Here is a 14,384-nt window from a genome sequence, read left to right as displayed (position 1 = left end):
CGACAATGTCGTGTCCTTCTTCCGGGTCTTAGCAATCCGGGCGGCCCCGTATGGATCCTTTCGGGATTCCCGCTCGGCCTTTATTCTCCTCCCGTCAGGCCAGCGTCCAGCTCTGGCTCTCCGTCTGGAGCTTTACCATATGGGCGTAAATGCCGCCTTGCGACAGCAGCGCATCCGGTTTCCCCTCCTCTGCCACCGTGCCGCCGGAGAGCACCACGATCTTGTCGGCTCCGGCTACCGTGCGCATCCGGTGGGCGATGACCAGCACGGTTTTCTCCTGGATCAGGCGGGAGAGGGCGTTTTGGATCAGCGTCTCATTTTCCACATCGAGAGAAGCAGTGGCCTCGTCCAGCAGAATGATGGGCGCGTTTTTGAGAAAAGCCCGCGCAATGGAAATGCGCTGACGCTCGCCCCCGGAGAGCTCGCAGCCATTTTCTCCGATGTTGGTATTCCACTTGTCGGGCAGCTTCTCGGCGAACTCATCCACATTGGCAAGCCGCGCCGCCGCCAACACGGCTTCGTCAGTGGCGTCCTTGTTGCCGATGCGGATATTTTCCAGAATGGTGTTGTCAAACAGGGTGACATCCTGAAACACGATGGAATAGAGCGAGAGCAGGGTTTCCGGGTCGATTTTGGAGATGTCCATACCGCCTACCGTGATCCTGCCGCGGCTTACGTCCCAGAATCGTGCGGCCAGGCGGGAAACCGTGGTTTTTCCTCCTCCGGAGGGGCCCACCAGCGCTGTCACTTCTCCCTGCTTCGCGTTGAAGGAGACGTCCTTCAAAACGCGCTCTCCGGCATTGTAGGCAAAGCCCACATGATCAAACGAAATGTCATAGCCCTGGTTGGAGAGCTGATTTTCCCCCTGCTGGATAGGATGGTCAAGGATTTCATTCATCCGGGCAATATTGGTTCGGGTGCTGATCACCGCCGCCAGATTCTGCAGGGCGCCCTGCAAAGGGTCGTACAGCCGGGACACCACCAGCAAGAACAGAAAGAAGGTCAGCACATCCAGACTGCCCTGCATCAACAGGACCGCGCCCACCAGTGCAACGGTGGCGATGCCCAGCTTCAAAATGAGAGAGGCGGACACTACAAAGGCCGCCAGGCCAAATTCATTGATGATAGAACGCCGCTCCACGGCACGGATTTTCTTCTCCAGCCCCTTCAGATACTCCGTTTCGGCGTTGTTGGCTTTTAAGTCTTGTACCGCCTCCATGCACTCCTGGATTCCGTCGGCACATGCCATTTTCGCGTCCATGGCCTTCTGGTTGAACCTCTCCTGCACCTTGGCCGAAAAACCTACGACGGCAAAGGATACCGGCATTACCCACAGCGCCGCCAACGCCATGCGCCAGTCATAGGAAAAAAGGCTCACGGCAATCAGCAGAGTGGAGATCATGGACCCGGCCAGCTCCGGAATGAAGTGGGAAAAGCTCTGCTCCAGAAAGGTGCAGTCTGCCATAATGGTGCTGGTCAGGTCGGCCAGATCCTTTTTCCCGAAGAAAGACAGCGGAATCTTCCGCAGCCGCTCCGCCAAGGTGATCCGGCGCACGCCGCTTTCCGTATAGGTGGCAAAATAGGTGGCATTATATTGGAAGTACGTGGCGAGCAGAATCAGTCCCACACAGACTACGCAGCCAATGATATAAAAGGCAATCCGCCCGTTCGGGACGCCGCCCTTCATCAGATCGCTGACCAGGCAGTACAGAAGTCCCACGGGGAACATGAAGGAGATATTTTGCAGGACGCAGGCAAGGCAACCCTTGATCAAATCCTTTGCACCCTGTTCAGAGAGCGCATATCGTTTTTGCAGACGCTGGATCATCTTATTGTACCTCCTTTGCGACCTTCCACCGAACGGAAGTCTGATAGTTTTGCCACATCCGGCTGAACAGGCCGCCCTGCGCCAGCAGTTCCCGGCTGGAACCGCTCTCTGCAATCTGTCCGTCCTTCACTACATAGATTTTGTCCACACCCACCACCGTGGAGAGTCGGTGGGCGATCATGATAACGGTCTTCCCTCTGGACAGGTTGGCAAGCGCGGCCTGCACCCTGGTCTCATTGTCCGGGTCGGCAAAGGCGGTGGCCTCGTCCAAAATAAGGACGGGCGCGTTTTTCAACATCACCCGGGCGATGGCGATGCGCTGCTGCTCTCCGCCGGAGAGGTAGACGCCCTTTGTGCCGATGACGGTGTCCACGCCGTTGGGCAGTTTTTCAATGATATCGTCGCACTGGGCGTTTTGCAGGGCGGCCAGAATTTCCTCCCGGGTGGCGTCCGGCTTTCCCATTCGCACATTTTCCAATATAGAGGCCTTGATCAGGCGGCTGTTCTGGAATACAAAGGCGACGGTGTCCATCAGCTCTTCCTTGGGGATACTCCGTACGTCCACACCGCCGATCTTCACCACACCGCTCTGAGGATCAAAGAAACGGGAGATCAAGTTTGCCAGGGTGGTCTTGCCTCCACCGGACGGCCCTACAAGGGCCACCGTCCGTCCGGCAGGAATGGAGAGGGAGACGCCTTTCAGCACATCCTTTTCTCCGTCGTAGCTGAATGAGACATTTTGCAGCTCTACCGATCCGTTCTCGGGGTGCTGGGGATGGTCCGTTTCTTTCAGCGGGTCCAGATTCAGTACGCTGTCGATTCTCTGGAGGGCATCGTCCACGATCATGGCGTTTTCGCTCTGGAACATGATTTTCGTCAGGGCGACCGAGATGATGGGGGTGATGATGATGTAGAATATTAGATTGAGCAGGAATTCCGGCGTGACACCCTTTTGCGTCAGCAGCAGACCGCCTGCGATCAGAAAGGCGAATACGCCGTTGATGGCCGCCGTATAGAGCATCATGGGGGTGCGCAGCTCCTTGGTATAAGCGATTACCCATGTCTTATACCGGTCAATGGATCCCTTGAACTTCTTAAAGGAGAAGATGGTCTGTCCAAAGGTCTTGACGACGGGGATGCCTCGGACATACTCCACCGCCTCATTGGACATATCATCCAGGGCGTTCTGGTATTCCTTCATTTTCTGCTGCATCCGGGAGCCGGTCATGGTCATCATGATGAGAAAGCCCAGCAAGACCGGTGCCAGACTCAGGAGCCCCAGCCGCCAGTCAAAGACGAACAGCAGCACCAGCAGGCCACAGGGGGTGGCGATGGCGCCCGCCCGGTCGGGGAGCTGGTGGGCCAAGTAGGTCTCCGTTGCCGCGCTGGACTCGTTGACGATCTTCCGCAGCTTGCCGCTGCCGATGCGCTCGGCAAGTCCAAGCGGGAGCTTGACAATGTGCTCCATCGCCTGAATGCGCAGGTTGGTAGCAATGCGGAAGGCGCCCAGATGAGAACACATGAGCCCCGCAATGTAGACCAGTACCGCAATCACCGCGAACAATACCGCCATCCAGCCGTTGTGGGGCAGGTTCCGGGCGCGACTGAAAGCCGGTGCGGTTTCCAGCACCTCCTTCATCACCAGCCAGATATAATAGTAGGGCACCAGCGCGATCAGGGCGCTCACAGCCGACAGTACCCATGAGGCCCGGGTCAGGTATTTGTGGTTCCCCGCTATTTGCAGCAGACGCGACAAGTTGGATTGCTTTTTCAAACGAATTCCTCCTTTGGGTCACATTTTTTGTAGTTAGCTGTAGCTAACTTATGGGCAAAAATTACAGGGCATCACTGCCCCATAATTTTCATCCATCCGGCGGTGTAAAAGGCCCGCATTTCCCGGATATAGTTTTCCGCATCCCGGAGGGGCATCTCGTGGATCACCAGCTCAAAAAAGGTGTGAAACATGCCGGTGATCAGGATATGTTCCAGTTTGGGGTCGATTTTGGGGGAGGGGCGCCCCAACTCGTTGAGGACCGCCAGATAGGTGTGGGTGCTCTCCACCTCGATCTCCACCATCTCGTCGATCAGGCCCGAAAACCGTGTTCCCTCCGAGCAGCAGAGAATCAGCTTACATTCCTCCAAATGCGCATAGGCATAGTGGAGCATATCGTACATGCAAAGCCCGGAGATATCTCCCATCACCTCCGGCTGCTGCTCGTGGGGTAGTTGGGCAAACTCCCGCTGGGCATCCTTGAACCGCCCAATGAGGTAATCATGGGGCTCCCCCACCAGCGCCTCAAACAGTTCCTCTTTGCTTTTGTAATAGCCATAGAAAGCCCCCGTGGTCATTCCCACGGATTTGACGATGTTCCGCAGGGAGGCTCCGCGAAATCCTTTTTCCAGGAATTCCGCTTTGGCCGCCTGATGGATACGGGTCAAAGTCGACTCGGCGGGCATAGGTCCACCCCCGATATAACATCGTTATATAACACTGTTATAGTATAGCAGGCACGGCATCCGCTGTCAAGCAAAATATGCTGTATCTTCCATCCGCAAAGTAAAAGCTGTAATAAAAGTGGGGGCATAAAATTGTTTCCGCTTTTTGAATGATTTCGCTATTTATCATAGATACTTGATTTTGAGTCTCAATTGCCCCAATATTTTCCAGAATCGTTTTTTCAAAAACCTTGGCTCTTAGAGATTCTTCTGACTTTTGAAAAAAGTCGGAGCAAGCTTTATATCGCTTGCTCCGACTTGGTGCGCCTGAAGGGACTCGAACCCACACGCATTGCTGCACGAGAACCTAAATCTCGCATGTCTACCAATTCCATCACAGGCGCATATTCAATTTCCCTTTGCTCTCCTCCGTGAGCGCAAGACAGCGGCCTCCAGGTCCTGCATGTCTGTCAATTTCTGCATTCCCTCACAGGGTGTCTGCCGGAACAGTGATACGGTGTTATTCTACCATCTGCCCACAAAAAAGTCAATTGCGCCGCCACATCGAACGTGGTATCATGAATGAGACCCCACTTTTTCGTTGGAGGAACGCATATGAATCTTACGCCGAGAGTCGCAGCCGTCCATGACATGTCCGGCCTGGGCCGGTGCTCACTCACCGTGGCTCTGCCCGTGCTCTCCGCTATGGGCGCGCAGTGCTGTCCGCTGCCTACGGCGGTGCTCTCCGCACACACCGCCTTCCCCGCCTCACACCTAGCCACCTTTCTGGATCTCACCGACGAGATGGAACGGATGCTCCTGCACTGGCGGAAGCTCCATGTGAGCTTCGACGCCATCTACAGCGGCTTTCTGGGCTCCGAACGGCAGATCGGCATCCTCCACCGCCTCCTCTCCGAGTTCCGCCGGAAGGAGACCCTTGTCCTGGTGGACCCGGTGATGGGGGACCATGGAAAGGTCTATCGTACCTATACCCCTGAGATGTGCCGCCTAATGGGAGAACTGGCCGCCGGTGCAGACCTCATCACCCCCAACCTCACCGAGGCCGCCATCCTGTTGGGCGAGGACTACTCCAGCGTCCCCACCGGACAGGCCGGCATGGAGCGATGGCTCACCCGCCTCTCCCTGGAGGGCCGGCGCTCGGTGGTGATCACCGGAGTCAGCTTCGCCCCCGGGACCGTGGGCGCCGGCTGCTTTGACCGCGGCAGCGGCAAGATCCGCTTTGCCATGGCTCGGCAGGAGCACGGCGAATTCTCCGGCACCGGCGATCTCTTCGCCTCAGTGCTGCTGGGCGCCTCCCTCCGGGGCGAGACGCTGGCCGACGCCACTGCCCGGGCAGTGGATTTTATCCAGAAGTGCGTCTCCCGCACTCTTGCGGCAGGGACCCCCGTGCTGGACGGCGTGCAGTTCGAGCCGCTTCTGAAAGAACTGGTGTAAAAATAAGCCCGCGCCCCGAGCGATCTTGCTCCGGGCGCGGGCTTATTTTGCCGTTGGGCGGCAGCGCCCCGCTGTGCATGCCTGCATACGAGGCGCCCTCATGTGCCGCTTTTCTTCCGCTGGACGTGCCAGCAGATCCGTGCCAGGAGGCGGTCCGGCACCAGACGCTGGGCCAGACGGACCGCTTTCATCCGGGCCCCGGGCACAATGACCGGCTTTCCCCGAAACATGCCGTTCACCGCGCACTCCGCCACCCGCCTGCTGCTCAGGCTGGGCGCGGAAAAGCACACGTCGGCCACCTGGTCGAATTCCGTCTGCACGGGGCCGGGGCACAGCACACTAATCCTCACTCCGCTCCCCGCCCGGCGCAGCTCCTCGGCCACCGCCTCAGACAGTCGGAGCACATAGGCCTTGGAGGCGTAGTAGGAAGAGAGCAGCGGTCCAGGCAGAAAGGCTGCCGAGGACGCTACATTCAGGATGTATCCCCGACCCTTGGCCTCCAGATCCGGGAGAAACAGCTTCATAAGCATATGCACGGCGATGATATTCACATCCAGCATCCCCAGCTCTGCCTCCAGGTCAGTCTCGTCAAAGGGGCCGAAGAGGCCCAGTCCGGCATTGTTCACCAGGATATCGATGTTCTCGCCCTGTGCCGCCCGGTACAGGGCCTGACACCCCTCCCGGCTGGAGAGGTCCGCCGGGAGAATCGTGACCCGCACCATACTCAACTCTGAGGCCAGTGCCCTCAGCCGCTCCTCCCGCCGGGCGGTCAGCACGAGGTCACAGCCGCGTGCAGCCAGGACCCGGGCGATATCTCTTCCTATCCCGGAGCTTGCTCCGGTAACCAGCGCCTTCATGGCGCAGCGCCTCCTTTTGTATCGGGTAACGGCCCTGACAGGTCGTCGTGGGTGTATTATACTACAGTACTCACAGCTTTTCCAAGCCTCCGCCCCTTTTATTCCCCCGCTCTCAGCCGGAACAGCTCCCGGACGCGTACCCCCTGGGCATGGAGCGCCGCCAGATACAGCACGCCTCCAAAGACCAGGCAGACCACCGCCGCATGGAGCGCGGCGAGCCCCCTGTCCTGGAGGATGGCAAACAGGAGATTGATCACCAGCCCCGCCAGAAGCGCAGCCAGTCCGGGCGCCGTCACCCACAGGAAGAGTTGAGGACGCAGGCCGGTCGCCCGGTGGAGGGAGGCCATGCCCAGCACCACTCCCAGCAGAGAACTGATGAGAAAGGCCCACACATAACCCAGGAGCCCCACGCCGGGTACGCCCACCGTAAAAAAGACGACGACCAGCTCTACCGCCCCGCACAGCAAGGCGTTCCGGGCGGCGGCGGGCTGACGCCCCACCCCATTGAGCGCACAGGAGAGCACCGACTGATAGCAGGAGAGCGCCACCCCCACGGAGAGGGGGGCCAGATAGTCTCCCACGGCGGGCTCTTTGAAGAGGGCGGAGCCCAAGGTGGGCCCCAACACCACCAGGAAGGCCATGGCCGGGAGCATGAGCACCGATGTCCCCAGCATGGCCTTGGAGATACGGCGGTGGACCTCTCCGCGCCGCTTCAGGGCGGTGGACTCGGCCAGCTTTGGGACCAGCACCAGCCCCAACGCGGCGATAAAAGCGGTGGGCAGCGTCAGCAGAGGCAGGGTCATGCCAAACATGACGCCGAAGGCCGAGATGGACGCCGAGACCTCCATCCCCCCCTGGACCAGCTTCTGGGGGATCAAAATGGCGCAGACCGACCCCATCAGATTCCCCAACAGGGAGGTAGCGGCAATGGGCAGCGCAATGCGGGCAATGCGGTGGTTCAGGCGGCCGGACGCCTCTCCCGCCCCCAGCGGACCATCCATCCCCCGCCGCCAGCGGCGGTGCAGGAGGGTGAGCGCGCAGGAAGAGAACACCTCGCAGATCACCATGCCCGTAACGATGAGCCCCACCGTCCGCTCCGGATTCTGGGGCAGGAAGAGCACCAGCAGCCCCAGCACCGCACACGTCCGTACCAGTTGCTCCAGCAGCTCGGTAAAAGCCGGAGGACGGATCATGCCCGCACCGTAAAAGGCGTGTTTGTGGAGATTCTCCACTCCGGTGAGGAGGATGCAGGGCAGCAGGATCACCAGCCCCAGTCTGGTCCGGGCATCCCCCAGGAGGTAGACCGAGATGGGGTCGGAGAAAAGGACGACTCCAAGCGTGGGAAGGGCCAGCAGCCCCAGGAGCAGCAGCAGGCACCGGCGCAGCACCTGCCACGCCGCCCGCCAGTTGCCCAGGGCCTGATATTCGGAGGTAAGTGTGGATACCGCCGCCGTAAGACCCACCGCGGTGACGGAGAGGAGGACGGAATAGACCGGCATGATGAGCTGATAGAGCCCCATGACCTCCGAGCCGATGAGCCGTGAGAGCAGAATACGGTAAAAGAACCCCAGGAGCTGGTTCACCAGCCCGGTGGCCGTCAGCAGCAGGGTCCCATAGAGCATGGACGTGCGGTCAAGTTTCAAAAGAGCGCCCCCTTTCCCAAAATACATATTCTCCGCGTACCCGAAACATGTGGGGAGACAGGCTTTCCCCGCCTTTGTTTCAACGCTTTACAGCGGCAGGGTACCCGTGGTATGATAACGCAGAACCACGTTTTCAGTCGACGGAAAGGAGTCTTTTTCATGCCGGCCACATTCATCAACGCCGCTCTCGTCCTGTTGGGCAGCCTGCTGGGCATGCTCTTCAAGGACCATATCGGGGCGCGTTTTCACTCCATCCTCACCCACGCCCTGGGCCTGTGCGTCCTGGGTATCGGCATCTCCTCCGCCGTGGGGACGGAGAACACCCTGTGTGTCATCGTGTGCATGGTGCTGGGCACCATCCTGGGAGAGGCTCTGCGGATCGAAGACCGCCTGGACTCCGTGGGCGAGGTGCTGCGGAAAAAGCTGGTCCATGGAGGTGGGAACACCCGCTTCACCGAGGGCTTCGTCACCGCCTCCGTCCTCTTCTGCGTGGGCTCCATGGCCATCATGGGCTCCATGGAGGCGGGCATCCAGGGCAAATACGACATCCTGATCTCCAAGGGGGTCATCGACGGCGTTACCGCCATCACATTCGCCTCCGCTATGGGGCTGGGCGTGGCCTTCTCCGTCGTCCCCCTCCTCCTCTACCAAGGCGGCCTCACACTTCTCTTCTCCTGCGTGGGTCCCTTCCTCGACCCGGCCGCCATCACGGAGATGAGCGCTGTAGGCGGCACCATCATCATGGGCATCGCCGTCAACATGCTGGGGCTGGGCAAGGGAAAGATCCGTGTGGGCAACATGCTCCCCGCCATTTTCCTACCGCTGCTGTACCTCCCGGTCGAATCTCTGCTCTCCAGCCTGCCGATCTGATTGCCCATATCGTTCCGATTGTCGGAACGTCTTTCTCCCTCCCGCCGGGTCCGCCCTTGCTCGCCGGTGTTTTGCGTGGAATTCACAGGATTCAGAGCCCTTCTCCAGTTTTTTTATGCAATTCACAAAAAGTTTTCATTTCCGGATTTGGCGGGTCAGATGTTCAAAAAATCTTTTGAATTGGTACTACCACCCGTGAATTCCTTAAAAAAAAGAACTTTGCTTTGGCATGTCTCCGGGTTTCGGAACGAAGATTTTCCCTTTTTGCCTCTTGCGCATAGAGGGGAAAGAGACTATACTTATAGATGCAAAAATCCGGATGGGAAAGCGTAAAAACGCAACATAAGGAGGCAGCAAAGTATGGGATTTGTCAAAGTTGAGCAGCAGGGCCATGTGGGGATTCTGACCATTGACCGTCAGGAGGCCCTCAACGCCCTCAACAGCCAGGTTCTCAACGACCTGGATGCCGCCATCGACGAGGTCGCGGCCAATGACGACGTCTATGTGGTCGTCCTTACCGGCGCGGGCCGCAGCTTTGTGGCGGGCGCGGACATCGGCGAAATGAAGGGTTTCTCCTCCGCCGACGGCAAGAAGTTCGGCGTCCACGGCGGCGGCGTGTTCCTGAAGCTGGAGAACATGGCCAAGCCGGTCATCGCCGCGATTAACGGCTTCGCCCTGGGCGGCGGCTGTGAACTGAGCATGGCCTGCGACATCCGTCTGGCCAGCGAGAAGGCCAAGTTTGGTCAGCCCGAGGTGGGCCTGGGCATCACCCCCGGTTTTGCCGGTACCCAGCGACTTCCCCGCATCGTGGGCATCTCCAAGGCGATGGAGCTGATCCTCACCGCCAAGGTCATCGGCGCCGCCGAGGCCAAGGCCATCGGTCTGGTCAGTGAGGTCTATCCCCCCGAGGAGCTGATGCCCAAGGCTCTGGAACTGGCCAATGCCATCTGCGCCAACGCCCAGATCGCCGTGCAGGAGTCCAAGCGCTGCATCCGCATGGGCATGCAGACCGATATCTCCACCGGCTCCGCTTTCGAGGCCGAGGCTTTCGGCGTCTGCTGCGGCACGGAGGACAAGGATGAGGGCATGGGCGCGTTCCTGGAGAAGCGCGCTGAAAAGCACTTCAAAAACAAATAACCGTGTCTCCCGTCATCGCACGTCCGGACGATCAGGTCTGGAATATGATTTTGCAGGATCTACATAAAAATGAAAAGGGGTATGCTATTATGAAAAAGATCGTAGTCATCGGCAGCGGCACCATGGGGCTGGATATCGCCCAGGTCTTTGCCAAGAAGAGCTTTGACGTGGTCGTCCGCGACATCAGCGACGAGATCCTCAAGGCCAACGAGGCCCGCCTGAACAAGAGCCTGGACAAGCTGGTGGCCAAGGGCAAGATGGACGAGGCCAAGAAGGCCGACATCCTGGCCCACATGAGCTTCACCACCGACCTGAACCTGGCCGCCGACGCCGACCTGGTCATCGAGGCCGCCACTGAGAACCCCACCATCAAGAAGGGCATCTTCACCGACCTGGACGGCATCTGCAAGCCCGAGACCATCCTGGCCTCCAACACCTCCTCCATCTCCATCACCGAGATCGGCGCCGTCACCAAGCGCCCCGAGCAGGTCATCGGCATGCACTTCTTTAACCCCGCCACCGTCATGAAGCTGGTGGAGGTCATCCGCGGCGCCAAAACCTCCGACGAGACTTACTCCACCATCGCCGCACTCGCCTCCGAGCTCGGCAAGGAGCCCGTCGAGGTCAACGAGGCCCCGGGCTTCGTCGTCAACAAGATCCTCATCCCCCTGGTCAACGAGGGCATCGACCTCGTCTACACCGGCGTCGCCTCCGTCGAGGGCGTGGACAAGGCCATGAAGCTGGGCGCCAACCACCCCATGGGCCCCCTCGAGCTGGGCGACCTCATCGGCCTGGACGTCTGCCTCGCCATCATGGACGTGCTCTACCAGGAGACCGGCGACTCCAAGTATCGCGCCTCTCTCCTCCTCCGCAAGATGGTCCGCGCCGGCTACCTCGGCCGCAAGACCGGCAAGGGCTTCTACGACTACTCCAAGAAGTAAATCCTTCTCTATGTCCGATATCCGCCCCCTCTGTTATGGAGGGGGCGGATTTTTTGTCCCGGCCTTGCATCCGCCGCCTCCCTCCGGTATAATCAAATCTGACCTTATTCCCCATAAGATCCTTCTTTATTCTTACAAGGTCAGATTGGAGGCCGACCATGCTGACGCCCGTACTGGACCCCTCGCTGGGCCGCCCGCTCTATGAACAGCTCTATCTCCAGCTCCGCCGCGACATCGAGTCCGGCTCCCTGATAGCCGGTGAAAAGCTGCCCTCCAAGCGCGCCCTCTCCGCCCACCTCAAGGTGAGCGTGGTGACGGTGGAGGGTGCCTATGGCCAGCTTCTGGCCGAGGGCTATATCCGCTCCGAACCCAAGCGCGGCTTTTTTGTCTCGCCTCTGGAGATCGCCTCACCCCCAGCCCAACAGGCGCCCTCCGTGCCTGTTGCGGAGGAGGCGGCCGCCCCCGTTCCGGAGTATGATTTTGCCACCAACGCTGTGGACGCCGTCCATTTTCCCTTTTCCACCTGGGCCAAGCTGATGCGCCAAGTGCTCACCCGGGAGGACAGCGGACTTCTTTCCGCCATCGAGCCCCAGGGCGTCCCTGCCCTGCGGGCGGCCATCGTCCAATATCTCCATGATTTCCGGGGCATCACCGCCAACCCCGATCAGGTGGTGGTGGGAGCCGGTTCGGAGTATCTCATCGGCATTCTCTTTCAGCTCCTGGGCCGTGAAGGAGGGTACGCAGTGGAGGACCCCGGTTACCTGAAGGTGAGCCGTATTCTGGCCCATCAGGGGGCCCTGGTCTGCCCCATTCCGCTGGACGACCAGGGGCTGCGTGTGGATGCCCTGCGCTGGTCCGGCGCCAGGGTGGTCCACGTGACCCCCTCCCACCACTATCCCCTGGGCACTGTCATGCCCGTGGGGCGGCGGCGTGAGCTCCTCTCCTGGGCTGCCGAGATCCCGGAGCGGTACATCATTGAAGACGATTACGACAGCGAGTTCCGCTTTTCCGGTCGTCCCATCCCCGCCCTCCAGAGTCTGGACGGCGGGGAGAGAGTGGTATACCTCAATACCTTTGCCAAGAGTCTGGCCCCCTCCCTGCGCATCGGCTATATGGTGTTGCCCCCCCATCTGGCGGAGCGCTACCGTCGCGATTTTCTCTTCTACTCCTCTACGGTCCCCTCCTTTGAGCAGTACACCCTCTCCCGCTTCCTGGAGGGAGGGCATTTCGAGCGTCACATCGCCCGGATGCGGGTGGAGTACCGGGACCGCAAGGCCGCTCTGGCCGCCTGCGTCCGTGACTTCGGCATCCCCGGGACCCTGTCCGGGGCGGATGCCGGGCTCCACATGCTCCTGCGCATGGAAAACGGTCTCAGTGAGGAGACGCTGGTCCGCCGGGCGGCGGAATACGGGGTGGCGGTGTACCCGCTCTCCGACTGCTGTCTCACTCCGCCGCCGCCCGACGCGCCTCCCACCCTGGTCATGGGATACGCCCGTCTCAAGGTGGCGGATATGATTTCTGCCTTTCGCCGCCTCCAGCGCGCCTGGCTATAAGGAGGGGTGGCTATGGAAGGCTGGTCTGTTCTCTCCGGGGACCTGCTCCATTTCTTTGCCCACGGCGTCCCCGGCATGTCTGCCGCACATCGGGACTGCATCGCTCTCCCCGTGTGGAGCTTCCTGCACCGGCTGCCCCCGGAGCCGGCGTTCGAGCAGCTCTTTCAGGAGGTGGCCCAGCGGTGCGGCACCTGCTATTACCCCCTCGAGCTCAAGGCGATCCTCTCCCTGCTGGATTTTTTTCGGGGACGTTTTGGGGACTTCTCCATTCTTTCTCTTCAGAAGATGCTCCTGCCCTATGCCTATTTCCTGCCCATGGGGACCTACCGCCGCTACTCTGAGCGCCAACTCCAGGTCCGGATGATGGACAGCTTTTCCGACCTCTTCCCCACATACCGTCTGCTGGGTCAGGAGTACTTACTGCCCGACGGGGGCCGGGTCGATCTTCTGGCCATGGAGGGGGACCGCGCGGTCCTCTTCGAGCTCAAACTGGGGGACGCGGACCCCACGCCACAGTTGGAGCGCTACGCCCGGATGTTTCAGGACCCCATTCTGATCGGCGTCACGGAAAAAGCTCTGCCTGGCGCGCTCTGCCGCCCGCATGTCACCTATTACACCTATCACAGCCTCAACGATCTTGTGCTGGAGCACCTGAGGGAACGTCAGTTCCGGATGCCGGGCGGGGACCTGACACAGCTGCGCGAACTGGTGCTCAGCTGCTATTCCTACTGATGCTGTAAGAGATCTGTAAGAATTTTGTCGCCGGGTCCGTAAGAGTTTCCTGCTATGCTAAAGACCGGCTTTGGGAGGGTTCGACCATGCATGAGACCATTTTAGTGGTGGATGACGACCGGGAGATCGTGGGCGCCATCGCCATCCTGCTGGAGAAAGAGGGCTATCGGGTAATCAGGGCCTACAACGGTATGGAGGCCCTGGACCGGGTCATGGACCCGGCGGTGCAGCTGCTGCTCATCGACGTGATGATGCCTCGGCTGGACGGCCTCTCCGCCGTCATGCGGATCCGGGACAGGCGGAATCTGCCCATCATCGTCCTCTCCGCCCGCAGCGAGGAGACGGACAAGATCCTGGGCCTCTCGGTAGGCGCGGACGACTATGTGACCAAGCCCTTCAGCCCCCAGGAGCTGGCGGCCCGGGTCCGCAGTCAGCTCCGGCGGTACACCCGACTGGGGGATGTCCACGGAGAGGCCCGGCAGGACGAGATCGTCAACGGGCGGCTCGTCTACCGCCCCGGGGATCTGGTGCTGGCCGCCGACGGAGAGCCGGTGCGCCTCACCGCCACCGAGACCCGGATCGTGGACCTGCTGATGCGGAACCTGGGACGCATTTTTCCGGCCGAGGAGATCTACCGCCGGGTGTGGGAGGGGGAGTGCTATGCCCCCGAGAACACCGTGATGGTCCATATCCGCCGGATTCGGGAAAAGATCGAGCTCAATCCCAGGCAGCCGGAATATCTGAAGGTGGTGTGGGGAATTGGTTACAAGATGGAAAAAAAGACTTAGTCTGCTGGCCCTGGTACTGGGGGTGGACCTTTTGCTGGTGGGGCTCGCCGGCGCGGTGTTTGCCGGGGCGGTGCTTCTTCCCGGCGGCTACAGCCCCCAGGACGCGTTCCAGGCCGACTATCAGAACACAGCCCTCTTCCGGCG

12 protein-coding genes and 1 tRNA gene are annotated in these 14,384 nt (G+C 60.2%); 7 read left to right on the top strand and 6 right to left on the bottom strand.

Going from position 1 to position 14,384, the window contains the following annotated elements:
- Positions 1-94 precede the first annotated feature (94 nt).
- From ABUA09_RS14440 to ABUA09_RS14425, 4 genes are all read right to left on the bottom strand, one after another.
- Positions 95-1,828 carry an ABC transporter ATP-binding protein gene (locus ABUA09_RS14440; RefSeq protein ID WP_208319683.1) on the bottom strand — a complete coding sequence of 578 codons (1,734 nt, stop codon included), beginning with the start codon at positions 1,826-1,828 and terminating at the stop codon, positions 95-97.
- Between the two features lies 1 nt (position 1,829).
- Entirely contained in the window at positions 1,830-3,602 is a 1,773-nt protein-coding gene (locus ABUA09_RS14435) for an ABC transporter ATP-binding protein (RefSeq protein ID WP_279202526.1), read from the bottom strand.
- Positions 3,603-3,673: 71 nt separating this feature from the next.
- The gene (locus ABUA09_RS14430) at positions 3,674-4,285 is read right to left on the bottom strand and encodes a TetR/AcrR family transcriptional regulator (protein WP_033118330.1); all 612 of its coding nucleotides are present in this window, start codon (positions 4,283-4,285) and stop codon (positions 3,674-3,676) included.
- 298 nt (positions 4,286-4,583) lie between these two features.
- Positions 4,584-4,668: transfer RNA gene (locus ABUA09_RS14425), tRNA-Leu, on the bottom strand.
- Between the two features lie 211 nt (positions 4,669-4,879).
- On the opposite strand from ABUA09_RS14425, the gene ABUA09_RS14420 reads away from it, so the two are divergent.
- Positions 4,880-5,719 carry a pyridoxamine kinase gene (locus ABUA09_RS14420; RefSeq protein ID WP_195608356.1) on the top strand — a complete coding sequence of 280 codons (840 nt, stop codon included), beginning with the start codon at positions 4,880-4,882 and terminating at the stop codon, positions 5,717-5,719.
- A 98-nt stretch (positions 5,720-5,817) separates the two neighbouring features.
- Here ABUA09_RS14420 and ABUA09_RS14415 read toward each other — a convergent pair whose 3' ends face one another.
- Complete coding sequence (locus ABUA09_RS14415; RefSeq protein ID WP_279203617.1) at positions 5,818-6,576, bottom strand: SDR family NAD(P)-dependent oxidoreductase; 759 nt, start codon at positions 6,574-6,576, stop codon at positions 5,818-5,820.
- Between the two features lie 98 nt (positions 6,577-6,674).
- A complete protein-coding gene (locus tag ABUA09_RS14410) occupies positions 6,675-8,219 on the bottom strand; it encodes a putative polysaccharide biosynthesis protein (RefSeq protein WP_227152053.1) in 1,545 nt (514 codons plus the stop codon).
- Positions 8,220-8,378: 159 nt separating this feature from the next.
- Here ABUA09_RS14410 and ABUA09_RS14405 point away from each other — a divergent pair, with 159 nt between their 5' ends.
- From ABUA09_RS14405 to ABUA09_RS14380, 6 genes are all read left to right on the top strand, one after another.
- Entirely contained in the window at positions 8,379-9,089 is a 711-nt protein-coding gene (locus ABUA09_RS14405) for a DUF554 domain-containing protein (RefSeq protein WP_058118217.1), read from the top strand.
- 360 nt (positions 9,090-9,449) lie between these two features.
- Entirely contained in the window at positions 9,450-10,226 is a 777-nt protein-coding gene (locus ABUA09_RS14400; protein ID WP_033118609.1) for an enoyl-CoA hydratase-related protein, read from the top strand.
- 89 nt (positions 10,227-10,315) lie between these two features.
- On the top strand, positions 10,316-11,167 hold the full coding sequence (locus ABUA09_RS14395; RefSeq protein WP_058118784.1) for a 3-hydroxybutyryl-CoA dehydrogenase: 852 nt from the start codon (positions 10,316-10,318) through the stop codon (positions 11,165-11,167).
- Between the two features lie 158 nt (positions 11,168-11,325).
- On the top strand, positions 11,326-12,720 hold the full coding sequence (gene pdxR / locus ABUA09_RS14390) for a MocR-like pyridoxine biosynthesis transcription factor PdxR (RefSeq protein WP_195608733.1): 1,395 nt from the start codon (positions 11,326-11,328) through the stop codon (positions 12,718-12,720).
- Between the two features lie 12 nt (positions 12,721-12,732).
- Positions 12,733-13,452 carry a PDDEXK family nuclease gene (locus ABUA09_RS14385; protein WP_058118219.1) on the top strand — a complete coding sequence of 240 codons (720 nt, stop codon included), beginning with the start codon at positions 12,733-12,735 and terminating at the stop codon, positions 13,450-13,452.
- An 86-nt stretch (positions 13,453-13,538) separates the two neighbouring features.
- Positions 13,539-14,240 carry a response regulator transcription factor gene (locus ABUA09_RS14380; protein WP_058118220.1) on the top strand — a complete coding sequence of 234 codons (702 nt, stop codon included), beginning with the start codon at positions 13,539-13,541 and terminating at the stop codon, positions 14,238-14,240.
- The last annotated feature ends 144 nt before the right edge of the window (positions 14,241-14,384 follow it).

The organism is Intestinimonas sp. RTP31139st1_F5_RTP31139_211217 (assembly GCF_040226735.1).
GTDB classification, from domain to species: Bacteria; Bacillota; Clostridia; order Oscillospirales; family Oscillospiraceae; genus Intestinimonas; species Intestinimonas butyriciproducens.
This window is presented reverse-complemented; position numbering and strand designations above follow the sequence as displayed.

Bases quoted from the DNA above. Each gene is read 5' to 3' on its own strand.
- ABUA09_RS14420 (WP_195608356.1), top strand. From the start codon at position 4,880: ATGAATCTTACGCCGAGAGTCGCAGCCGTCCATGACATGTCCGGCCTG.
- ABUA09_RS14380 (WP_058118220.1), top strand. From the start codon at position 13,539: ATGCATGAGACCATTTTAGTGGTGGATGACGACCGGGAGATCGTGGGC.
- ABUA09_RS14440 (WP_208319683.1), bottom strand. From the start codon at position 1,828: ATGATCCAGCGTCTGCAAAAACGATATGCGCTCTCTGAACAGGGTGCA.
- pdxR (WP_195608733.1), top strand. From the start codon at position 11,326: ATGCTGACGCCCGTACTGGACCCCTCGCTGGGCCGCCCGCTCTATGAA.
- ABUA09_RS14395 (WP_058118784.1), top strand. From the start codon at position 10,316: ATGAAAAAGATCGTAGTCATCGGCAGCGGCACCATGGGGCTGGATATC.
- ABUA09_RS14415 (WP_279203617.1), bottom strand. From the start codon at position 6,576: ATGAAGGCGCTGGTTACCGGAGCAAGCTCCGGGATAGGAAGAGATATC.
- ABUA09_RS14430 (WP_033118330.1), bottom strand. From the start codon at position 4,285: ATGCCCGCCGAGTCGACTTTGACCCGTATCCATCAGGCGGCCAAAGCG.
- ABUA09_RS14385 (WP_058118219.1), top strand. From the start codon at position 12,733: ATGGAAGGCTGGTCTGTTCTCTCCGGGGACCTGCTCCATTTCTTTGCC.
- ABUA09_RS14405 (WP_058118217.1), top strand. From the start codon at position 8,379: ATGCCGGCCACATTCATCAACGCCGCTCTCGTCCTGTTGGGCAGCCTG.
- ABUA09_RS14400 (WP_033118609.1), top strand. From the start codon at position 9,450: ATGGGATTTGTCAAAGTTGAGCAGCAGGGCCATGTGGGGATTCTGACC.